Below are 20712 nucleotides of genomic sequence, written 5' to 3'. Positions count from 1 at the left end.
AATTACTACAACTTGCTTGTAAACAAATCAAAATCCATAGTAATATAATAAAGAACACAACTAAAAGGAGGAGAGGGGAAAAATGAAGAAGGCGTGGTTTTGTCTGTTTATAGTTTTTTTGTTCGTGCTTTCTGCTGGAGCTGTTGCAGCCGAGGAGAAGCCCATAAAGATAGGGTTGCAAGCGCCTATAACGGGTCAGTGGGCATATGAAGGAGAAATGGCCAAAAATTCAGTTGAAGTAGCCCTTCAGATGATCCAAGAGCAGGGGGGTATCCTCGGAGGGCGGAAGATTGAGATTGTGGTAGCCGATGATGCCTCCAATCCCAGAGACAGCGCATTGGCGGCTCAAAGGTTAGTATCCCAACGGGTTGCAGCGGTTATCGGTACTTACGGTTCTTCCGTGAACGAACCGGCTGCCGATATTTACGAGGCAAGCAAGATGATCGATATAGCTTATGGAAGCACCGCCGTTAAGCTGACAATGGCCAAAGAACGTAAATACTTTTTCAGAACCTGCGGACGTGATGACACTCAGGGTCAGTTCTTTAGTGAATATGCAGTAGGGACGATGAAGGCGCGTCGTATAGCCATCATGCATGACAATACGACCTTTGCCTTGGGAGTTGCCGAAGAAGCTAGAAAGGCTCTTCAAGAATACCTGGATGCCGGAGTAGCCGAACTCGTTTTCTATGATGCCATAACACCAGGCGAGAAAGATTTTACGCCCATATTGACGAAACTCCGCGAGACCAATCCCGATGTATGGTATTTTACCGGATACTTTCCCGAGGCCGGCCTGCTGGTGCGTCAGGGACGAGAATTGGGAATAAAGTGTCCCTTCGTCGGAGGAAACGCAGCCATTAATGAAGATTTTGTTAAAATAGCGGGCATAGAGTACGCAAAAGGTTGCCTGATGACGCAAGAACCCATGCCTACAGATTTGGATACTCCAAAGGCAAAGCGGTTCCTGGAACTTTACAGACAAAAACATAACACCGTACCGACTAGTCCGTGGCCTGTGTATGCTGCTGATGCCCTTATTGCCCTTACCTGGGCGATCGATAAGGCAGGTTCGACCGATACCGATGCAGTGCTGGAGGTATTAAGAACCGGTATGGAAGGCTGCGAGGGGATAACCGGAAGCATTGCCTTCACGGAACGCGGGGATAGAAAGGGAATTATTTACAAGATGTATGTGGTGACCGGAGAGGGAGACATGGTGGTTTATCAACCATAAAACTGATCAGGAAAGAAGGGGCTCGTCTTGTCGATAATCCTGGAACAGTTGCTTAACGGACTGACTATAGGTTCATTTTATGCCCTTATCGCGCTTGGATATTCTATGGTATATGGAGTGATGAAATTAATAAACTTTGCCCATGGTGATTTATTCGCCCTAGGGAGTTACTTGGGCTATACTCTTTTGGTTTGGAGTGCCGGGGCCGTAAGCCAGAGGTTTGGTTTGTGGGGAGGCATGGCTGCGGCCCTGCTTTTTGCTTTTTTCGCCGTAGGTTGTGCAGGTGTATTGATGGAGAGAGTGGCTTACAGGCCTGTTCAAAAATCGGGAAGATTGCCGCTAGTTGTCTCGGCTTTGGGTGTTTCCATATTCCTAGAAAATTTGATAATGGCTGTATGGGGGCCCAGGTATCAAGCTTATCCCGCTTCCGTCGTTCCCATCTATACCATCTCTTTTGGGTGGTTTCATATTACGTCAATGCAACTGTTCATATTGATCTTATCCTTCATATTGATGCTGATTTTATATTACATCGTCCAAAAAACAACCTTTGGTGCCGCCATTAGGGCTACAGCTTTGGACAAGGAGATGGCAACCTTGCTAGGCATTGATGTGGGGAAGATCACTTTATTTATATTCTTTCTGGGCCCTGCCTTGGGCGGCATGGCAGGAGTGATGAACGGCATGTACTATCGCCAGATCTCTTTCGTCATGGGGTGGAACTACGGTCTTAAAGCCTTTACTGCAACTATTTTGGGAGGGATAGGGAATATACCGGCGGCAATGCTTGGCGGATTGCTCCTTGGTTTGGTAGAGATGTTTGGAGCAGCCTACATATCAAGCGCGTGGAAAGATGTGTTTACTTTTTTAATACTCATATTGATATTGATCTTCAGGCCTACCGGATTGATAGGCGAAAAAGTTGCGGAAAAGGTGTAACAGATGAATAAAAGACATAAGAGATCTCAATTGATATTAGGGATGGTCATCGCCCTTTTTTTGGCATTTCCCCTTTTTTCTAATTTTTATTGGATTGATGTCGCCTTTTTCTTTGGGGTATACGCCTTGCTCGGTTTGAGTTTGAACATAGTACTGGGGGAAACGGGATTATTTGACCTTGGTCATGCCGCTTTTTATGCCATTGGTGCTTATGTTACTGCTATTTTAAATACCTTATATGGCATACCAATCGTATGGTTAATACCTTTAAGTGCCCTATGTGCAGGTGTTTTTGCCTATATTGTGACTTCTCCCATAATACACTTGAGGGGAGACTATTTATGTATAGTTACGATAGGAATTGGCGAAATCGTCAGGCTGGCTTTAATAAACAATCCCTTTGGACTTACTGGAGGACCAAATGGGATCACTGGAATAGGCAGACCCTCCTTCGGGTTGTTTACAATAGATACATCTATGAGGTTTTATTTTTACGTTTGGATCATACTAGCTATAGTAATTTTGGGCTTGGTCAGATTGCAACGGTCTCGCATAGGGAGGGCCTGGAACTACCTTAGGGAAGATGAAATAGCTGCCGAAATGAGCGGGATAGATGTCAGGCACTTCAAACTGCTCTCCTTTGTCTTGGGGGCTGCCCTGGCAGGGGTTGCAGGTAACATCTACGCTAGCAAACTAATGATTGTTTCTCCCGACACTTTTACTTTCATGGAATCCTCCATGCTCTTTTGCATTGTCATGTTGGGAGGGTTGGGTTCTATTCCCGGTTCAATACTTGGAGCTGGTATTATCACAGTGTTTCCTGAGATATTCAGGGTAGTGGCAAACTACAGAATGCTCTTTTTTGGAGGCGCTTTGGTTTTAGCCATGATTTTTCGTCCCGGTGGGCTTTGGCCACGTAAGAGGGAAATTGCGATACCAAACGTCAGATCGGCAGAAGAAGCCGAAGAAATGATAAGACCTGTTGCCGTCGACCAAACTCGGGCAACGGCGAAACAATCGGTTAATGGAGAAGCCAGCTCGTTTGAAAAACATATCTTGGTAACCGACAAACTTACCATGAAATTTGGAGGCCTCGTTGCTGTAAAGGACTTAGATTTAGTTGTGGGCCATGGAAAGATAACTAGTATAATAGGTCCCAACGGTGCGGGAAAGACTACTGTGTTTAATGTCGTAACCGGCATATATAAACCCGTCTCCGGAAAAGTATACTTCGAAGGCAAAGATATTACGGGATTTAAGCCCCACAAAGTAGCGAGCCTTGGCATTGCGAGAACATTTCAAAACATACGCCTTTTTCCTGGCCTTACATGTGTTGAAAATATTATGGCCGGTCTTCATCATAGAATGAATTCTTACGTATTTTCTTCGATCATGAGAACGGAATCTCAAATATTGGAAGAAAAGTGGGCCATAGAAACTGCCATGTATTGGCTTGATAAGACAGGACTTGCCGGCCTTTCCGACGAACTTGCCAAAAATCTTCCTTACGGTAAGCAAAAGCTTCTGGAGTTGGCCAGAGCTCTTTCCTCTTCGCCAAAGTTGCTCATCCTCGACGAACCGTCCTCGGGCCTAAACGACAAAGAGACGGAAGACCTCATGATATTTCTTGAAAACCTTTTGGACGAGATGGATCTCTCTATTTTGCTCATTGAACATGACATGAACTTGGTCATGGGTATCTCACATTGGGTAGTTGCAATGGATATGGGCATAAAAATAGCAGAGGGAAGACCACAGGATATTTACAACAACTCCAGAGTCATCGAGGCATATCTTGGCAGGGAGGAGTAGGTGATGTCAGAGCTTCTGGTTTTAAAAGACGTGGTAGTGTCCTACGGTGCCGTGACGGCTCTTAAAGGCGTATCTATAAAACTTAATGAAGGCCAGATAATAGCTGTCCTAGGGGCCAATGGAGCGGGAAAATCTACTATGCTCAAATCGATTTCCAAAATAGTTCCTTTAAAAGAGGGAAAGATTTTCTATAAAGGGAAAGATATGACCTCTCTTTCCGCCCATGATCTTGCCTTTCAAGGAATTTCGCATGTTCCTGAGGGCAGAAGGGTATTTTCTACTCTGACAGTTGAAGAAAACCTTAACCTGGGGGCTTATGGGGCGAGAAAGCGGCTGTTGGACGAGGAAGTTGAGGAGACAAAAAAATGGATTTTTGAGCTTTTTCCTGTCCTTGCCGAAAGGAAAAACCAACTTGCCGGTACTCTTTCCGGGGGAGAGCAACAAATGCTTGCCATAGGGAGGGGATTGATAGCGAGGCCGACTTTACTTTTGTTAGATGAACCTTCCTTGGGATTAGCCCCAATTTTAGTAAAGGAAATTTTTAATGCCATAAGAAAGATTCATGAAGAAAGCGGGACCTCCATCTTACTTGTGGAACAAAACGCGAAAAAAGCCTTGGCCGAATCGGATTATGCCTACATTCTCGAGACGGGAAAGATAAGCATTGAAGGGCCTGCAAGTGAACTTGCAGGCGACGAAAGAGTGAAAGCTGCCTATTTAGGCGGGAGTGCGGTGACAAAAAAGAGTAAAAATAACGAGGAAAGAGGCTATTAAAACGTGAAAAAAGTGCTATATATTTTGTGTTGTATAATAATTTTATGGCCAGTACATAATTTAATGGCAAATTCTACAGGCGATTATTTGGCGGAGGTGTGTGAAATGCAAATAAGAGTGACATCGCCGGCCTTCAATAACGATGAGTTCATCCCATCAAAATATACCTGTGAGGGGAAGGATATTATGCCACCTCTGACATGGGAGGGAGTGCCGGAAAATACGCTAAGCCTAGTATTGATAGTAGATGATCCGGATGCGCCTAGCGGAACTTTTACTCATGCAATTTTCTTCAATATAGAGCCCCAAAAAAAGGGTATAGAAGAGGGCGAATCTCCAGGAGTTGCTGGCGTAAATGACTTTGGTCGGCTGGGGTATGGCGGTCCCTGTCCTCCAAAGGGGCATGGACCACATCGGTACTACTTCAAAGTATACGCCCTTGATATACCTTCCCTCAACCTTAAAAGTGGGGCTCATAAGTCTGCCGTGGAAAAGGCGATCAAAGGCCATATATTGGCATATGGGGAATTGATTGGAAAGTACGAAAGGAAATAATTAAAACATCTGAAGATCGGCGGTCTTGCAGCGGCCTCCAATGTCGAACGTGGGGGCCGTAGTTTTTTATATACTAACAATTTGATGTGTGAATTTTGTTTTGCTTGTATTTTATAGAAATATGTAGTAAAATATGTACAAATGACATTTAAGGAGTGATGTCCGGTGTCTGAGAAGTTACTTTGTATACGCGAAAAACTGGCTTCCCACATCGGTGATCGCGTTAGATATCGACAGGCCAAGGGCAGGAGAAAGACAGAGGAACATGAAGGTGTTATCATGGAGACCTATCCGAATGTATTTACTCTGTATGTAAAGGCCCAAAACAGCACTGTCTCTTTTCGCTATTCCGATCTCCTAACGCATGACGTGGAATTGGAATTTCTGTCATCCAATGATCGAATGCCCCACAAGGCCAGATAGTATGACAATCTGCATTACAGGCAAATATAAAAGAGGCCCCTTGTAGGGACCTCTTTGCTTATAGGTTAACCGTTTCCCGAGGTACAGGTTGTCTCTTTATGATGCGCACACAACCAGTTTCCCCGATTTTCACATCTCTTTCCTCGATTATCTCGATTCTTTCGTCGGAGCTTAAATTTGTGAATACTATCGGGGATATCGTAGAGGGTGCATTTTTAGAGATGTACTCCAGATTTGTTTTAAGGAGGACCTGTCCCCGTTTGACGACGTCTCCCTGTTTGACAAATGCCTCAAAACCTTCTCCGTTGAGTTTTACCGTATCGATGCCTACGTGAATAAGCATCTCTAGTCCGTTGTCTGCAACAATTCCTATGGCATGTTTGGTGGGAAAGAAGACAGCCACTTTTCCGTCTGCCGGAGATACGACGGTGCCGTCCTTCGGCAATATGGCGAAGCCGTCACCCAAGATTTTCTCTGAGAAGGTCTTATCGGGCACTTCGGAGATAGGCATCAGTTTTCCGGTCATGGGCATTGAGATTATCATATCTTTGCCCGAAATGCTGCTTCCTTCTCCAAGTTGTTCGTCTTCCGAAGGAGAGATTTCGTGTCTTTCTCCCCTTAGGATGTCTGCGATTTGTTCTTTTATCTTTTCCGATTTGGTCCCAAATATAATTTGAAGGTTTTTGTCTACCTGCATAATTCCCGAAGCTCCCAAGGCTCGTAGGCTTTCTTTATTTACCTTGGAAACATCTTTGACTGAAACGCGCAGTCGGGTAATGCAGGCATCGAGTTTAGTCAAGTTTTCTCGACCGCCTAGGGCCTCCAGGACGTCGTAGGGCAAAGTTTCTGACGTTTTTGGAGTTGATGTGGGGATAAAAGCCCCGTTAAGTTTGGCCTCGGACTTTTCTCGTCCGGGAGTCGGCAGATCAAATTTTTTGATGGCAAAGGTAAAAACAGAATAATAGAGGAGCGCGTAAAGAGCGCCAACAGCAATAACGAGCCACCAGGGCTCACGGCCGGGAACCACTCCAAATAAGAAAAAGTCGATGGCTCCGCCGGAAAAAGTATAGCCTATGTTGATATCTAAAAAATAGAGTGCCACAAAGGATATGCCGTCTAAAATTGCGTGGAATAAAAAGAGCAAAGGAGACAGAAATAGGAAGGAAAATTCTATGGGTTCCGTAATTCCCGTCAAGAAAGACGTGAGCGCCGCGGAAGCCATTAAACTACCGACCCATTTCTTGCTTTCCGGTTTTGCCAATCTGTACATGGCTAAGGCCGCTGCCGGAAGGCCGAACATCATTACGGGAAACTCGCCAGCCATGAAATGCCCCGCCGTTAAATTTACTCCATCTTGCAACTGAGCAAAGAAAATATTCATGTCTCCGCGCACTATATTTCCTGCCGCGGTTGTGTATTGACCGAACTCAAACCAGAATGGAGCATGCCAGATGTGGTGAAGGCCGAAAGGTATTAACAAACGTTTTACAAACCCGAAGAAGAACACTGCAATAGGGTAGGCTGACCCCATTAAATACTGCGATGTGGCGTTGATCCCCGCTTGTACGTGAGGCCATAGAAAAAACATTAGGATGCCAAGGAAAAAGGAGCTGAAAGCGGTGACAATAGGAACAAAACGTTTGCCAGCGAAAAAACCCAGAAAGGGCGGCAACTCGATAGTGTAATACCTGTTATAACACCATGCTGCCAAAGCCCCAACGACGATACCTCCGAACACCCCAGTCTGCAGGGTGGGAATGCCCAAAACCAGGGCATAGGCCGGATTTGTCTGCGATATGACGCTATCTAATGATATTCCGCCCATCACGCTCATAGTGACGTTCATTACCAGGTAGCCTACTGATGCTGCGAGAGCAGCAGCCCCTGCTCCCCCAGATAATCCTACGGCAACTCCCAAAGCAAAGATTAAAGCCAGGTTTTCAAAAATTATTCCTCCCGCAGATTGCATCATCGATGCCAAGGCGGCGAAAGCGCTATTCTGCAAAAAAGGCAAGAGAGCTACGACGTTTGGGCTTTTCATGCTGGTACCTATGGCAAGCAGCAATCCGGCCGCCGGCAAAATAGCCACCGGCAACATCAACGATTGACCTATTCTTTGCAATTGTCCAAATGATTTTTTGAACACCTACCACAACCTCCTGTCCTATGGATTCGAGCATTAAAAAAGGCATGAGCAAAAGAGATACGGCAATAACTTACCGTACACTCCTTTGCTCATGCCTGTGCTTACACAGTAACACGCAAGAAGAGTATATTAGCTATCTATTATTTATGCTGTAACTTATTACGAGACAATGAAAGCTCCTGCTGCAATGAAACTAATGCGCTTTAACACACTTTAGCGGTTCCAGCCTGAGCTATATTATACAATCTCTGTAAATGCAATGTCAAATACACTGATTCCGCCTCTGGAATTTTTTTCTTTAGTTGCTTCTGCATATATTTTATCATTTTCCAGGCAATGGAATAACAAAACGAACATTCTTTCTGCAAAACATCTTTTAAGAACTCCGCATTTTCCACATATTTTCCCGATTCTATTCGATCGAGAGCAAAATGAAGATGTCTGATGAAGCGCGAATAATTTATATCGCTTCTATCTAAAGTTACTTTTAGCGAGTTCTCCACGATAGAAATCAATTGGGAGACGATTTGCGTTCTTTTCGTTAGATTAGCTATGCTTGCCTTTGAAATGGCGCTATGGATGTGCAACGTTATAAACCCCACCTCATCTTCGGGAATGTTTACACTGAGCTCTTTCTCAAGCCATTCCGTCAATTCAGCAGCAACCGCGTATTCTCGCGGATATGCCAGCTCAATTTCGAATCTGAAAGGATTTTTTATCTCCACACCGTTTTTCAGGCGTTTTAAGGCGAAATATAAATGATCCGTAAGGCTGGTATGAATGTGTTCATTTAATGTAGTGCCAAGCTTGTCTTCAATGAAAGATATAGCATCGTTCATGATGCCGATAAAATTTTCATCAATTTCTTTTAGCATTTGAAGGTATTGCTCCCTTTCCTCAGGGTTTTTGAGGACAAACAGTTTTTCGGCATCAGCGTTAGATATGCTTTCGCCTGCCTTTTTGTTGAAACCTATACCCTTTCCCAGGAGTATAACCTCGTCGTAAGCAGGGTGTTCTGCGATAAGGGCATTATTATTTAACACTTTTTTAACTTTAAGCATACCCACCACACCCATTCGCATTACGTGTCTTAAGCTAAAGTGACATTCGTATTCTATAGCGCAATAAAAAACTTGACAGATAATTTTAAACAATTCTTTTATTTATTTTATCCCGCTAGGGGGAACAGAGCAAGCATGAGAAAACATAAAATGATGCGCTTAAGGAGATGTAATGTCAATAGGCTAAATAGCCATTGTGTGCTCTTTGATATCATTGGACATATCTAATATAATTTCAAACATCTATACTAATTTTCATCCGAATGGCTAAAATGCAGACGAAGAGCTTATAATAAGCCTTAAATTGGGCGGACAATTTGCGATACAAAGATTGGAGGTAGTACATTGATATATATACCGAGCTATATAAAAATTAACCTTACCTTAAGGGTATTTGTTCCCAGAGATGATGGCTACCATGAAATCTCTACGTTATTCCATAAACTTGGGCCAATCGAATGGTTGGGTATTAGAAGGTTAAATGGATCAAATCGGGATGATATTATAAATTCCCATAATATTGAAATATCCGGGACGAATATTATTTCAAGGGCAATCGAATTTTTGAGGTCGAAATCTGTAAAGTTGCCTCCAATAGAATGCAATATCTGGAAAGTTTTACCCGTTGGAAGCGGCATAGGTGCCGGAAGCGGGAACGGAGCTGCCTTATTAGAATGGGCTTCGACAATTTACGATTTAATCCTAGATCCTGCAGAACTTGCTAAATTTGGTGCTGATATCCCCTTCTTTCTCTCGAAGACAAAGACGGCATTGGCTACTGGCGTTGGGGAAAGGTTAAAACTTTTGGACCCCCTCACAGGGATATATGCATTGCTTGCCATACCTAATATAAAAATTTCTACTGCTGAAGCATACAGAGAGCTCGATGAAAGCAGGAAAAGGGGCGAAGCCGAGATAGTGCCCGTCTCATTTGCTATATACGAAGCTTTAAACCTTTATGCTGACCTTGAAAAGAAAAGAAGGATCGGGTTTTTGCCAAATGACTTCGTAGCGGTTTTGAGAAAAAAAAGCGACTTTTACGATGGATTTTTCGATCTATGCAATTCAACTTTCAACAATAGCCTGGCTTGGGGTTTAAGCGGGAGCGGTTCTTCCGTTTTTTGTCTTTTCACAGACAAGCACGAGGCTATCAAAGCGCAAGAATTGGTAAGCTCGAAGCTCGAATGTGATTGTAAAACTTTTGTGCTGGAGTGATCTGATATGAAAATTTCCAGGCCGGAACGCATTGCAAGGATCGTTTGGAGGTTGGCAAAAAATCCGTCTCAATCCTTTTCTTTAAGCGATATTGCAAAAGAATTTGAGGTATCAAAAACCGTGTTAAGCGATGACGTTGAGATCATATCAAATGCAATAAACGATGAAGGCTACAGCAGAATTATCATCGATAGGGGAAGGGGAGGAGGGGCATATTTAATTCCCTCCTTCAACGAAAAGGACAGAGTAAAATTCCTAGAAGAGATTGCTTTAGAACTTTCCAAAGAAGAAAGATTTCTGCCTGGAGGATTAATATACTATAGCGATATCATATTTAATCCCTATTATGCACAGTGGTTAGGTTGGGCCTTGGCTTCCATGTTCGTCGATTCAGGTGCCGATGTAGTTATGACTTCAGAGGTCAAGGGCATACCCATAGCCTTATTCGTTGCCCAGGCTTTAGGTCTTCCCCTGGCTGTTTGTCGATTCAGAAACAGACCAAGTGATGGTCCGGCTGTGGCGCTTCACTTTCCTTCAGGCACAGGTGATGTTCGAACCATGTACATGGGCACTCGTAATTTAAAGAAAGGTTCCAAAGTCTTGGTCATCGACGATTTCATGCGTGGAGGCAGTACGATAGCGGGCATGATTATGATGACGCGGGAGTTCGATGCAGCTGTAGTGGGGAAAGGGGTATTTATTGTGTCGGCTTTACCTGAAAATAAAGCAATAACAGAATATAAGGCTCTGTTAATGTTGGAAAAAAATTTGGGGGAACCGTTAGTGAAAGTTTTGTGATCAAAAATATTTGATTAGAACGAAAATGCTGCTATAGTATGTGCCAAAGGGGGTGGAATTACATGAAGGTGGAACTGGATCAGGAACTTTGTATTGGATGCGGTGTTTGTTCCCAGGTGTGTCCGGAGGTCTTCGAGCTGGACGAAGAACTAGGCAAAGCCAAGGTGGTGAAGCCCAGCGGTGCTGAATGTGCCATGGAAGCAGCAGAAAGCTGTCCTGTCAGCTGCATAACCGTTGAAAAGTAGGTAAATTTTTAATAAAAAATACGACCTACTACTTGCCCTAAACGAAACTCGTAGTTATAATCATAAATGCTCAAGCGGGCGGGCCCATAGCTCAACAGGTCAGAGCCACCGGCTCATAACCGGAAGGTTCCTGGTTCGAGTCCAGGTGGGCCCACCAAAAGCCAACAAAAGCCACCGAAGAGGTGGCTTTTTCTGTTAATTACAACCACCTATGCAAGGAGATGTTTTTATGCCCTATGTCGTTGAGGACATCTTGGCAGCCGTAGACAAGATAGCTCCTTTCAATGTGCAGGAAGAGTGGGATAACTCGGGACTGGTTATAGGTGATCTGTCTTGCAAGGTCGATGGCCTGGCACTTGCTTTGGATTTGACGCCGGAGGTCATAGATAAAGCTCGCGATTTGGGCGTCAATGTAATTATTACCCACCATCCCCCCATCATTTCTCCAATGAAGAAATGGGATGTTTCAAACTACAGCGCCTCTCTATTTTACAAATCTGCACATTATGGAATGAATGTAATTTCAGCTCATACAAATCTCGATATGTCATATAATGGCATAAATGTTACCCTAGCTGAATCCCTTAAAATTCATGACTATAAGCCATTGATCGATTTCCAAGAAAACGCCTTTGGACTGGGGGCATGGGGACATTTTGAAGCCGAAGTTTCAAAGGATGAATTGGCAGAGCTGATGGCCAGGGCTTGGAATGTTTCCTGGATAGCCTTTTACGGGCAAAGGGTAAGGTTTAAAAAAGTCGCCCTCTGTGGCGGATCGGGTGGAGAATTTTGGGTCAATGCTTTTAATGTAGGAGCTGATATTTATATAACTGCTGATATGAAGTACCATCAAATAGCCGAGGCCCAGAGATATTTAACCCTGGCAATCGTCGATCACGGACAGATGGAGCGAGGCGGATTGTCAAAATTTATGGAGAAATTAAAGCAACTTCCGGAAATAAGGGTATACGATCTGACGGAGATTAAAGCTTACGATGACCCAAAGATTATCTGTATAGAATAAAATACAGACGATGCCTTTGTAATATATTTATAAAATTGGTATGAGAAATATATTGATAATGGGGTGATACATACAATGAAAGAATGCGTGTTTAGCGGCATGCGTCCGACCGGAAAATTGCATCTTGGCCATCTAGCAGGAGCCCTGTCCAATTGGTTGAAGCTTCAGGACGAATTTGAGTGTTATTACTGTATCGTCGATTGGCATGCCTTGATGTCGGAATACATGAACAGCTCAAAAATTAAAGATTATTGCCGGGAAATTCTTCTGGATTGGCTTGCCGTCGGCTTAGATCCCGAAAAGGCGGTGATCTTTCAACAGTCCCATGTTAGTGGTCATGCCGAGCTTCATCTTGCTTTATCGATGATCGCTCCCCTTGGAAGGCTTGAAAGAAACCCCATATATAAAGAACAACTCGAAAACATTGCAGATAAAGACCTTCAAACCTATGGATTTCTTGGGTATCCGGTGTTAATGGCGGCCGATATATTATTGTATAAAGCAACAAAAGTCCCCGTGGGTGAAGATCAATCAATACATCTAGAAATTGCCAAAGAGTTGGCGAGAAAATTCAATAGTACTTTTGAAGAGGTATTTCCAGAGCCGGAGATATTGCTCACCCCAACGCCCCGAGTCCCAGGCATCGATGGCAGAAAGATGAGCAAGTCTTACAATAATGCCCTTTTCATTTCAGAGGATTTAAACGAGATGTGGGACAAAATCAGAACTATGATGACAGACCCCGCTCGGATGAGAAGGTCGGATCCCGGAGAGCCAGAGAAATGCCCTGTATGGCATTTGCACAAAATATTCACCCAGGACGAGGAGAAAAAAAGAGAGCTTGCCCATGGATGTCGATCTGCAGGGATTGGCTGCATAGATTGCAAAAAGGTATTAATGGAATGGATCAGGTTCAAACTCGAACCAATTCAGAAGAGAAGAAAATATTATGAAGAACATGGGCTTGAGATGATGGATATTTTGCGGGAGGGAGCCGAGAGAGCTTCGAATGTGGCAGATAAGACTATCGAAGAAGTAAAAAGTGCCGTAGGCTTCATCCTGTAGAAGATAAAGCGATCCCCGCAATAGGAGGACCAAGTGGCTGCCGGAGTAGAAGATTATAATAATTTTAGTGATACTATAAACAACTTGATTCGTTTACTTGAAAGTAGGGAAGTTGAAGCTTCAAACGTCAGCGTAAGCGAGGTTATAAAAATTTACGCTGCATATTTGCTTAGATCGGAAAACTTTTCTTTAAGCGATGTAGCTGATTTTTTGGCACAGGCAGCCGCTTTAGTTTTGTCCAAAGTCCGTGCCATCTTTCCTCGCCCTGTGTTCAAATGCGAGGGGGAAGAGGATGTCATATCGGATGATCAAGATGAACCCAACGAAAAACTTCATCATTTCCAGTTGGCGGCAATTTATTTGGAGGTTTTACACTACCGGCGCTCCAAATATTTTACGAGACAGCTAGGAGAAACAAGACCTTTTTATGAAGTCGGTGACCTTTATTTTTTGGCCTCTCTTTGGTGGGGATTGATAAATAACTTCAGTTTTAAGGTAAATTCGCCCGAGGAAGACATTATCTCTATATCTATAGAAGAAAATCAAGGATATTCAATTGAGGCCAGGATGGAGGACATCAAAAATTCTTTGCTCGAATATAAGGAATTGACGCTGAATGAGTTGCTTAAAGGGGAAAGGGATAAAAGCTTTGTTGTAAGCACTATCATAGCATTGCTAGAACTTGCCCGTATTGGTATTATTTACTTAAAACAAAGACAGCATTTTGGAGATATACATGTCCGACTCAAGGAATGCAATGGATGAGCTTGCAAGAAAAGTGGAAGCTATTTTATTTGTATCGTCGGAACCGGTGAAATCTGCAGACATTTCCAATGCACTTGGAGTCGACGTTAAAATTGTCGAGGAAAGATTAAATGACATCAAAGAACATTACAAATCTCACCACGGTCTTACCCTTATAAATGTGGCCGGGGGATGGCAGATGGCAACGGCCGGCGATCTGAAAGATGTGATAGAGGAGTATAACAACTCCTATGGTTATAAGCTTCGTTTGAGCAAAGCCGCAATGGAGACGCTTGCGATAATTGCTTATAAACAACCTATCACCAGGACCGAGATAGAAGAAATAAGGGGCGTAAGAAGCGATAAAGTTCTGGAAACCCTATTATCAACGGGGTTGATCAAAGTGGCAGGCCGCAAAAAGGGGACAGGATCTCCCTTGCTATACAGAACAACTCAGGAATTTTTGGAGGTCTTTGGGATCAATTCCCTTAGCGAATTGCCCACTGAAGAGGAATTGAAAAATGAAGGAAATAACAGCTGATGCTAATTTACATTATGATAAACCAATAAGGTTAAATAAGTACCTTGCCATGTGTGGCTTGGGTTCCAGGAGAAAGGCAGAGGCTCTAATCGTAAGCGGAAGGGTTAAAGTGGACGGAGAGATCGCTGCAGGTCCCTGGATCATGGTCAATACAAGTTATAATGTGGAAGTAGATGGGAAAATCGTAGCTCCTTTAAGGAATCTCTATTTGGTTATGAATAAGCCACGCAATTGCGTTTGTGCCGTTGTGGATTCAAGATATACTACGGTCATAGACCTTCTTCCCAAAGATTTTATAGGGTATCGCCTTTTTCCTGTTGGAAGGTTGGACAAAAACAGCAGTGGACTATTGATATTAACGAACGACGGTGATTTCGCCCAAGATATAATACATCCTAGGAACGGCATAACCAAGACATATCGTGTAATGCTTAATAAGCCTATGACTTCAGGCGATTTGGAAAAATGGCGTAAGGGAGTTTATCTCGACGATAGATTAATAAAACCAAAAGATGTTAAAATACTCTCGGATAAATGGTGCGTAATAGAGATTTACGAAGGCAAGAAGCGTGAAATTAGGAGAATGGCCGAATGTCTCGGATATAAGGTCGTCGAATTGGTCAGGATAAAGATAGGCCGCCTGGAGCTTAAAACATTAGATGAAGGTTGTTTTTTGAAGTTCGGTAAAGATAAATTATTAAAAATGATTTGCAATGGGGGCGTAGTTTAAATCAATCCAGTTAAGATATGGGGGACAGGATATGCCAACAGATGGAAGTCCGAGGGAAATAGTAAAAAAACGCATACTCAAAAAGGTAAAAGATATTCCATCCCTGCCTCAGTTTGTGCTTTTAACACTCAAGAAGTTAGATGACGAAAGAAGCAGTGCCTCCGACGTGGCCAACACTCTCTCAAAGGATCAGGGGTTGGTCGTTCGTGTCTTACGTCTGGCCAATTCTGCCTATTACGGGATTCCAAGGACAATTACCAGTGTAACCGAAGCTGTTGCCATATTGGGATATAAAACCCTTAGAAGCATAGTTTTGGCAGCTAGTATTTATCCCTATATGTCGGGATCGCAAAAGGGATATGCTCTCGATAAGGGCGAGTTGTGGCGTCATTCGTTGGGTGTGGCATACCTTTCCCGCTATATTGGTGAGAAGGTGGGTGGATTGGATCTGGAGGAATTGTACCTTGCCGGATTGTTGCACGACATAGGGAAAATAGTTCTCAACGAATACGTCAGATACGGATATTCGATAATAAGCAAGATGGTAGAAGAAGAGGCTGTCCCCTTTACTCAAGCAGAGAGGGAAGTTTTAGGATTCGATCACGCCGAAATAGGCGAAATAATAATAGATCAATGGGCTTTGCCGGAAGTATACGCTTTGGCCGCTCGATATCACCATACACCAGATGATTTGCCGGACGAGAAGGCCTCCTATAGGCCTGTTGTCGATGTCGTGCATGCATCCAATTCTATATGTCTTATGTTGGGATTTGGACTGGGTGCTGACGGTCTCCAGCATTATATGTCGGAAAAATCGTTAGAAAGGCTGCAATTAAAGGACGAAATTGAGCTTCTGATGTCTGAGGCAGTTAACATACTATATCAATTGGACGAAGAAATAAGATCAGAGGAGATCATATGAAGAGCGGTAAAACGATAATAATAGCCATAGATGGTCCTGCGGGTTCAGGAAAAAGCAGCGTCGCTCGAAGGGTTGCCGAAGAATTGGGGTTTGCCTATCTTGATTCCGGGGCAATATACAGAGCTGTGTCTCTCTATTTATCTCAAAAGTGTATCTCTTCGGATGATGTTGCAAAAATTGAAGTGGAGCTCGAGAAACTGACAATTCAAATCGACTATCAGCAGCGTATTTTCGTGAACGGTGCCGACGTTACGGGGGAAATACGCTCTCCTAAAGTGGATGAAGTTGTCTCTTTTTATTCTTCCTTGCCGGTAGTCAGGCACCGGCTTCTTTCTATTCAAAGAAAGCTAGGGGATAGACAGAATTTGATAGCTGAAGGAAGAGATATGGGAACGGTTGTCTTTCCCAATGCTGATCTAAAGATCTTTCTGAAGGCCAATGCTAGGACGCGAGCGGCAAGGCGATGGAAAGAACTGGCAGAACGAGGGGTAGAAATATCCTACGATGATGTATATTATCAAATCATTCAAAGGGACGAGTTGGACAGCAAAAGGAAGTTATCCCCTCTGTTGCCCGCAGAGGACGCGATAATATTGGATACAAGCGACTTAACACTGGAAGAGGTCGTAGAAGCTGTTAAAAACCTGATAAAAGAGTGCGTTTTAAAGGTGAAAGAGCGTGACTGTTAAGCGCAGCCCCCTTTTTTATGCCTTCTCCAAATGTCTGTGTAGAGTGTTTTTGGCTTTATACAATAGACTCAGCATCAATAACGCTCCCCTTCTCCCCGAAGGGAGGGCTGTTATCGTGGCTTCGAATCACAATAGCAATTTGGATCCGGTAATCGTGGGCGTGGCCTATCCAAGGAAGTTGAGTTACCTGGCAAAGGAAGAGCTATTTAAAGTGCCTTTCTTAAGCTTTATCATAAGGCACCTTGGAGCAATTCCCGTTTCAAGGCAAGATGAGCTTAAAGCCGGGGTCGTATTGAGAACCATGCTAGATATTTTGCTCAGTGGAGAAGATGTATTGATATTTCCCGAAGGAAGCAGGTCATTAGACGGAAAGCTACAACCCCTTGAGGGTGGAGTGGCCATGTTGGCCTTACACTCAAAAGCTCCTATTTTACCAGTATACGTTAAAGGATCATTCGAGGCAATGCCTCGAGGTACCTCCTTCCCAAAACCAAAGAAGATAGAGGTCCTGTTTGGAAAGCTAATCGACCCCTTGGATTTGCCAACGGATATGAAGGACAAGCAGAAACGCTTCCATTTGCTCTTGCAGTTGGAAAAACAGATGGAGGAGATGATGTACGAACTTGGAAAATAGATATAATAAGGCCCTGCTTCTTTGCTTAGATAGACAAAGAAGCGACGAAGACCCTGATATACTTGCCGATGAACTGGCACTGCTTCTTGCCAATTTAAACATAAAAGTCGTAGGCAGGATCGATCAAAAGCGGATATCTCCCGATCCTGCAACTTTTTTGGGAAAGGGAAAGGTTTTAGAAGCAAGGGAGTTGATAAATCTTCTCGGGGTTAATATCGTTGTGTGCAACGACTCTTTACTGCCCACGCAATTGCACAATTTGCGCTCTCTCTTGGGCGTTGAAGTGTGGGACAGGCCCTTTGTCATTATGAAAATATTTGAATCAAGAGCGCATTCCGCTGAGGCCAAACTTCAAGTGGAACTGGCTATGTGTAAATATGAAATTCCAATATTAAAAGGTCTGGGTAAACAAATGTCTCAAACAGGGGGAGGTATTGGCACAAGAGGCCCAGGTGAAACAGAGTTCGAAAGACATCGTCGCAAGCTGGAACGGAAAGTTGTATCGCTTCAGCGCAAGCTCGAACAGGTGCGCAAAAGACGTTGCAACTCCAGAAAGAGGCGAAAAAGGAGCAATATTTCTACAGTTGCCATTGTAGGTTATACGAACAGCGGCAAATCCACCCTTCTTAGAGCATTGAGTCACGACGATGAAATATACTGCGCAGATAAGCTTTTTGCTACTTTAGATCCCAAGGTAAGGAGAGTAAAACTTCCCGGAGGCAAGCATGTCCTTTTTGCCGATACTGTCGGCTTCATTCGCAAACTGCCGGTAGAGTTGGTTGCCGCCTTTCGAGCGACACTAGAAGAAGTAAATGAAGCAAACTTACTATTGGTCGTCATAGATCCCCTTGACAAAGATCCACTGGAATCCTTAACCGTCGTAGAGGAGACCTTAAAACAAATAGGGGCAGCCTCCATACCGAGGATTATAGTAGTAAATAAGATTGATATGATAGAAAAAGATCAGTTACAATCATTACTTGAGCGGTTGTCCTTGCCTTCGGGGTTTGAGGCAGTGCCTGTAAGTGCGCTCAAAAATATAAACATATCGACGCTTTTAAAAAGAATAGAATCTTCTTTGTCTCATATTGATTCCGATGTAAAGTTGTTTACAGATACTTATAAGTTAGCATGATTAAATGCTTATATAATGACAATGCACATTGAATGGAGGGAGCCTCTTTGCTGATAAGCATGACAGGGGTTGGTAGTGCCTATGATACCTTCGACTGGGGTACATTGCGTATAGACGTTTATAGCGTCAACTCCAGATACAAAGATATAATTGTTCGTTGTCCAAAGGAGCTTTCCATGTTGGAGAACTCTTTAAGAGAGGAACTTAAAAATCGTTATGTAAGAGGAAAGGTAATCGTTACCCTATATTCAACTTTTGCCCCAGAACTGAAAATGGCAAGCATTAACGGCAAGGTTCTCGGGAATTATTTCGAGGAATTAATGTCAATCCACGGTAAGTTAAAGCTCCTGGAAGAAATACAGCTCGAACTTCTCCTCGATTTGCCCGGCGTCCTAGAACAACCCGAAGGAAGAATATTGGATCTTTACGAACAAATAAATAAGGACGCTATAGCCTTGCTGGATAAAGCTTTGTCTGATTGGAACGAAATGAGAAAGGGCGAGGGTGAACACATATCCTCTTTTGTAAACGAATCTCTTGATAAATTTGAAAAGTTGGTAGATGAGATAGCTGGGGAGTGGGACGTTGCATTTGAAGAGGAGCTTCTGGAACTAAAGAGTAAAATAAATTTATTAGTTTCAAACATTGCCTTAGAGGACGACCCATCTCATTTTGAAGCCGTAGCACATTTAGCAGATAAGTGGGACATAAAAGAAGAAATCACGAGAAGCAAGTTTCACATTGAAAAGTTTCGCGAAACGCTTAAATCGAATGTTTCGGAGGGCAAAAAACTTAACTTTTTGTTGCAGGAGATGTTGAGGGAGATCAATACAATAGCTTCTAAAGTGAAAAACGCCAAAATTCGTTGGCATGTCGTTGAAAGCAAGTGCTTGTTGGAGCAAATGAGAGAGCAAATCCAAAACGTTGAATGAGGGTCGATCTTACATGTATAAATTAGTTCACATAGGATTTGGAAATGTAGTCGTAGCTAACAGGATAATCGCAATCATTCATCCCGATTCCTCGCCCGTTAAAAGGCTCAAAGACGAAGCAAAGGAACGGGGACAGCTTATAGACGCCACTCAGGGCCGGAAAACAAGGGCAGTCATATTAACCGACAGTAATCATGTGATACTCTCGGCTATACAGCCTGAGACAATAGCTCATCGTTTCGAGGGAATTGCACAAAATGACGAAATATAGCAATGTAAATGGCAAAAGGGAAAAAGGGCATCTCTTCGTAATTTCCGGGCCCAGCGGGGCAGGAAAAGGGACCATACGAAGGGAGCTTTTTAAAAGGCTCTCCGATTTGGTCTATTCCATATCGTGCACGACGCGTCAACCAAGGGAGGGGGAGCAAGACGGCGTAGATTATTGTTTCGTCGAGGCCGAGGAATTTGAAAAGAGAAAAAGGTCGGGAGATTTTTTAGAGTGGGCCCTTGTCCACGGGAATTACTACGGAACTCCTAAAAAAGAGGTTTTGAAGAACCTGGAAGAGGGAAAAGATGTCATCCTCGAGATAGATGTCCAGGGAGCTCTAAATGTGAAAAAGGTATTCCCGGAAGCAGTATTGATATTTATACTACCCCCGTCAGAGGAGGCTTTAAGGGAAAGGCTTATATCCCGTGGCACAGAGAACGAGGAATCTCTGCGCACCAGGTTAAATAACGCAGCGTGGGAGATGAAATTGGCAGGCTTGTACGACCATGCGATAATAAACGATGATGTAAATCGTGCTGCAGAAGAGATTGTCAGGTTAATAAAAAGCTACAGGAAGGGAGGCTAGAAGAAATGATATATATTGATGTAAATCAGATCATGAAAAAATACAATATACCGAATAAATATGTTTTAACCATGCTGATCGCAAAAAGGGCCAGAGCTCTTAGCGAGGACGCTTCGAAGCGTCTCTTTGGCGGAGATAGAGATAAGCCAATAAATACGGCCATAGAAGAAATTAAAGAGGGTAAGGTCGCATTTATTGTAAAAACAAAAAATAACCAAATAATTTAAAAGGGGAAAA

24 protein-coding genes and 1 tRNA gene are annotated in these 20712 nt (G+C 43.4%); 23 read left to right on the top strand and 2 right to left on the bottom strand.

Annotated elements, in window-relative coordinates; all coding sequences use genetic code 11:
- Positions 1-82: 82 nt before the first annotated feature.
- From BLU12_RS03925 to BLU12_RS03900, 6 genes are all read left to right on the top strand, one after another.
- Positions 83-1237 (top strand): branched-chain amino acid ABC transporter substrate-binding protein, encoded by a 1155-nt coding sequence (locus tag BLU12_RS03925; RefSeq protein ID WP_091460728.1) that lies wholly within the window; start codon positions 83-85, stop codon positions 1235-1237.
- 27 nt (positions 1238-1264) lie between these two features.
- Positions 1265-2176 (top strand): branched-chain amino acid ABC transporter permease, encoded by a 912-nt coding sequence (locus BLU12_RS03920; RefSeq protein WP_200778700.1) that lies wholly within the window; start codon positions 1265-1267, stop codon positions 2174-2176.
- A 3-nt stretch (positions 2177-2179) separates the two neighbouring features.
- Positions 2180-3988: a branched-chain amino acid ABC transporter ATP-binding protein/permease gene (locus BLU12_RS03915; RefSeq protein WP_234945435.1), complete on the top strand. Its 1809-nt coding sequence runs from the start codon at positions 2180-2182 to the stop codon at positions 3986-3988.
- A gap of 3 nt (positions 3989-3991) precedes the next feature.
- Positions 3992-4762 carry an ABC transporter ATP-binding protein gene (locus BLU12_RS03910; RefSeq protein WP_091460726.1) on the top strand — a complete coding sequence of 257 codons (771 nt, stop codon included), beginning with the start codon at positions 3992-3994 and terminating at the stop codon, positions 4760-4762.
- A 105-nt stretch (positions 4763-4867) separates the two neighbouring features.
- Positions 4868-5317, top strand: coding sequence for a YbhB/YbcL family Raf kinase inhibitor-like protein (locus BLU12_RS03905; RefSeq protein WP_234945434.1), 450 nt, complete (start codon positions 4868-4870; stop codon positions 5315-5317).
- Positions 5318-5482: 165 nt separating this feature from the next.
- The gene (locus BLU12_RS03900) at positions 5483-5740 is read left to right on the top strand and encodes a Veg family protein (protein ID WP_091460724.1); all 258 of its coding nucleotides are present in this window, start codon (positions 5483-5485) and stop codon (positions 5738-5740) included.
- 58 nt (positions 5741-5798) lie between these two features.
- On the opposite strand, the gene ptsG is transcribed toward BLU12_RS03900, so the two are convergent.
- Both ptsG and glcT read right to left on the bottom strand, forming a co-directional pair.
- Entirely contained in the window at positions 5799-7886 is a 2088-nt protein-coding gene (ptsG, locus tag BLU12_RS03895; RefSeq protein WP_091460723.1) for a glucose-specific PTS transporter subunit IIBC, read from the bottom strand.
- Between the two features lie 203 nt (positions 7887-8089).
- Positions 8090-8947 carry a glucose PTS transporter transcription antiterminator GlcT gene (glcT, locus tag BLU12_RS03890; RefSeq protein ID WP_234945433.1) on the bottom strand — a complete coding sequence of 286 codons (858 nt, stop codon included), beginning with the start codon at positions 8945-8947 and terminating at the stop codon, positions 8090-8092.
- 345 nt (positions 8948-9292) lie between these two features.
- Here glcT and BLU12_RS03885 point away from each other — a divergent pair, with 345 nt between their 5' ends.
- The 17 genes from BLU12_RS03885 to rpoZ all read left to right on the top strand — a co-directional run bounded on the left by BLU12_RS03885 (position 9293) and on the right by rpoZ (position 20702).
- Positions 9293-10162, top strand: coding sequence for a 4-(cytidine 5'-diphospho)-2-C-methyl-D-erythritol kinase (locus BLU12_RS03885; protein ID WP_091460721.1), 870 nt, complete (start codon positions 9293-9295; stop codon positions 10160-10162).
- Positions 10163-10168: 6 nt separating this feature from the next.
- Positions 10169-10960, top strand: coding sequence for a phosphoribosyltransferase family protein (locus tag BLU12_RS03880; protein WP_091460719.1), 792 nt, complete (start codon positions 10169-10171; stop codon positions 10958-10960).
- Between the two features lie 62 nt (positions 10961-11022).
- On the top strand, positions 11023-11205 hold the full coding sequence (locus BLU12_RS03875; RefSeq protein WP_040347994.1) for a ferredoxin: 183 nt from the start codon (positions 11023-11025) through the stop codon (positions 11203-11205).
- Between the two features lie 80 nt (positions 11206-11285).
- Positions 11286-11362: transfer RNA gene (locus BLU12_RS03870), tRNA-Ile, on the top strand.
- A gap of 72 nt (positions 11363-11434) precedes the next feature.
- Positions 11435-12229 carry a Nif3-like dinuclear metal center hexameric protein gene (locus BLU12_RS03865; RefSeq protein ID WP_234945432.1) on the top strand — a complete coding sequence of 265 codons (795 nt, stop codon included), beginning with the start codon at positions 11435-11437 and terminating at the stop codon, positions 12227-12229.
- Between the two features lie 75 nt (positions 12230-12304).
- The gene (gene trpS, locus BLU12_RS03860; protein ID WP_091460716.1) at positions 12305-13294 is read left to right on the top strand and encodes a tryptophan--tRNA ligase; all 990 of its coding nucleotides are present in this window, start codon (positions 12305-12307) and stop codon (positions 13292-13294) included.
- Between the two features lie 33 nt (positions 13295-13327).
- On the top strand, positions 13328-14059 hold the full coding sequence (locus BLU12_RS03855; RefSeq protein WP_091460715.1) for a segregation and condensation protein A: 732 nt from the start codon (positions 13328-13330) through the stop codon (positions 14057-14059).
- Positions 14031-14579, top strand: coding sequence for an SMC-Scp complex subunit ScpB (scpB, locus tag BLU12_RS03850; protein WP_234945431.1), 549 nt, complete (start codon positions 14031-14033; stop codon positions 14577-14579). Before BLU12_RS03855 ends, scpB begins: the two co-directional genes overlap by 29 nt.
- Complete coding sequence (locus BLU12_RS03845; RefSeq protein ID WP_091460711.1) at positions 14560-15309, top strand: pseudouridine synthase; 750 nt, start codon at positions 14560-14562, stop codon at positions 15307-15309. Before scpB ends, BLU12_RS03845 begins: the two co-directional genes overlap by 20 nt.
- Positions 15310-15340: 31 nt before the next feature.
- The gene (locus BLU12_RS03840; RefSeq protein WP_091460710.1) at positions 15341-16231 is read left to right on the top strand and encodes an HDOD domain-containing protein; all 891 of its coding nucleotides are present in this window, start codon (positions 15341-15343) and stop codon (positions 16229-16231) included.
- On the top strand, positions 16228-16920 hold the full coding sequence (gene cmk, locus BLU12_RS03835; RefSeq protein ID WP_091460708.1) for a (d)CMP kinase: 693 nt from the start codon (positions 16228-16230) through the stop codon (positions 16918-16920). Before BLU12_RS03840 ends, cmk begins: the two co-directional genes overlap by 4 nt.
- Positions 16910-17554 (top strand): lysophospholipid acyltransferase family protein, encoded by a 645-nt coding sequence (locus BLU12_RS03830; RefSeq protein WP_268753502.1) that lies wholly within the window; start codon positions 16910-16912, stop codon positions 17552-17554. The genes cmk and BLU12_RS03830 overlap by 11 nt, the downstream gene beginning before the upstream one ends.
- Positions 17544-18689 (top strand): GTPase HflX, encoded by a 1146-nt coding sequence (hflX, locus tag BLU12_RS03825; protein WP_091460707.1) that lies wholly within the window; start codon positions 17544-17546, stop codon positions 18687-18689. The genes BLU12_RS03830 and hflX overlap by 11 nt, the downstream gene beginning before the upstream one ends.
- A 47-nt stretch (positions 18690-18736) precedes the next feature.
- Positions 18737-19621 carry a YicC/YloC family endoribonuclease gene (locus BLU12_RS03820; RefSeq protein WP_234945429.1) on the top strand — a complete coding sequence of 295 codons (885 nt, stop codon included), beginning with the start codon at positions 18737-18739 and terminating at the stop codon, positions 19619-19621.
- A 13-nt stretch (positions 19622-19634) separates the two neighbouring features.
- Complete coding sequence (locus BLU12_RS03815; protein ID WP_091460704.1) at positions 19635-19892, top strand: DUF370 domain-containing protein; 258 nt, start codon at positions 19635-19637, stop codon at positions 19890-19892.
- Positions 19879-20475 carry a guanylate kinase gene (gene gmk / locus BLU12_RS03810; protein WP_091460703.1) on the top strand — a complete coding sequence of 199 codons (597 nt, stop codon included), beginning with the start codon at positions 19879-19881 and terminating at the stop codon, positions 20473-20475. The genes BLU12_RS03815 and gmk overlap by 14 nt, the downstream gene beginning before the upstream one ends.
- Positions 20476-20480: 5 nt before the next feature.
- Complete coding sequence (gene rpoZ, locus BLU12_RS03805; protein WP_091460702.1) at positions 20481-20702, top strand: DNA-directed RNA polymerase subunit omega; 222 nt, start codon at positions 20481-20483, stop codon at positions 20700-20702.
- The last annotated feature ends 10 nt before the right edge of the window (positions 20703-20712 follow it).

Origin of the sequence: Acetomicrobium thermoterrenum DSM 13490 (genome assembly GCF_900107215.1) — a bacterium.
GTDB lineage: Bacteria > Synergistota > Synergistia > Synergistales > Acetomicrobiaceae > Acetomicrobium > Acetomicrobium thermoterrenum.
Note: the sequence above shows the minus strand (reverse complement) of the source record. Positions and strands in the feature narration are given on the sequence as shown.

Bases quoted from the DNA above. Each gene is read 5' to 3' on its own strand.
- BLU12_RS03840 (WP_091460710.1), top strand. From the start codon at position 15,341: ATGCCAACAGATGGAAGTCCGAGGGAAATAGTAAAAAAACGCATACTC.
- BLU12_RS03875 (WP_040347994.1), top strand. From the start codon at position 11,023: ATGAAGGTGGAACTGGATCAGGAACTTTGTATTGGATGCGGTGTTTGT.
- glcT (WP_234945433.1), bottom strand. From the start codon at position 8,947: ATGCTTAAAGTTAAAAAAGTGTTAAATAATAATGCCCTTATCGCAGAA.
- BLU12_RS03925 (WP_091460728.1), top strand. From the start codon at position 83: ATGAAGAAGGCGTGGTTTTGTCTGTTTATAGTTTTTTTGTTCGTGCTT.
- BLU12_RS03915 (WP_234945435.1), top strand. From the start codon at position 2,180: ATGAATAAAAGACATAAGAGATCTCAATTGATATTAGGGATGGTCATC.
- gmk (WP_091460703.1), top strand. From the start codon at position 19,879: ATGACGAAATATAGCAATGTAAATGGCAAAAGGGAAAAAGGGCATCTC.
- cmk (WP_091460708.1), top strand. From the start codon at position 16,228: ATGAAGAGCGGTAAAACGATAATAATAGCCATAGATGGTCCTGCGGGT.
- BLU12_RS03905 (WP_234945434.1), top strand. From the start codon at position 4,868: ATGCAAATAAGAGTGACATCGCCGGCCTTCAATAACGATGAGTTCATC.
- BLU12_RS03845 (WP_091460711.1), top strand. From the start codon at position 14,560: ATGAAGGAAATAACAGCTGATGCTAATTTACATTATGATAAACCAATA.
- BLU12_RS03865 (WP_234945432.1), top strand. From the start codon at position 11,435: ATGCCCTATGTCGTTGAGGACATCTTGGCAGCCGTAGACAAGATAGCT.
- BLU12_RS03910 (WP_091460726.1), top strand. From the start codon at position 3,992: ATGTCAGAGCTTCTGGTTTTAAAAGACGTGGTAGTGTCCTACGGTGCC.
- trpS (WP_091460716.1), top strand. From the start codon at position 12,305: ATGAAAGAATGCGTGTTTAGCGGCATGCGTCCGACCGGAAAATTGCAT.
- scpB (WP_234945431.1), top strand. From the start codon at position 14,031: ATGTCCGACTCAAGGAATGCAATGGATGAGCTTGCAAGAAAAGTGGAA.
- BLU12_RS03815 (WP_091460704.1), top strand. From the start codon at position 19,635: ATGTATAAATTAGTTCACATAGGATTTGGAAATGTAGTCGTAGCTAAC.
- BLU12_RS03880 (WP_091460719.1), top strand. From the start codon at position 10,169: ATGAAAATTTCCAGGCCGGAACGCATTGCAAGGATCGTTTGGAGGTTG.
- rpoZ (WP_091460702.1), top strand. From the start codon at position 20,481: ATGATATATATTGATGTAAATCAGATCATGAAAAAATACAATATACCG.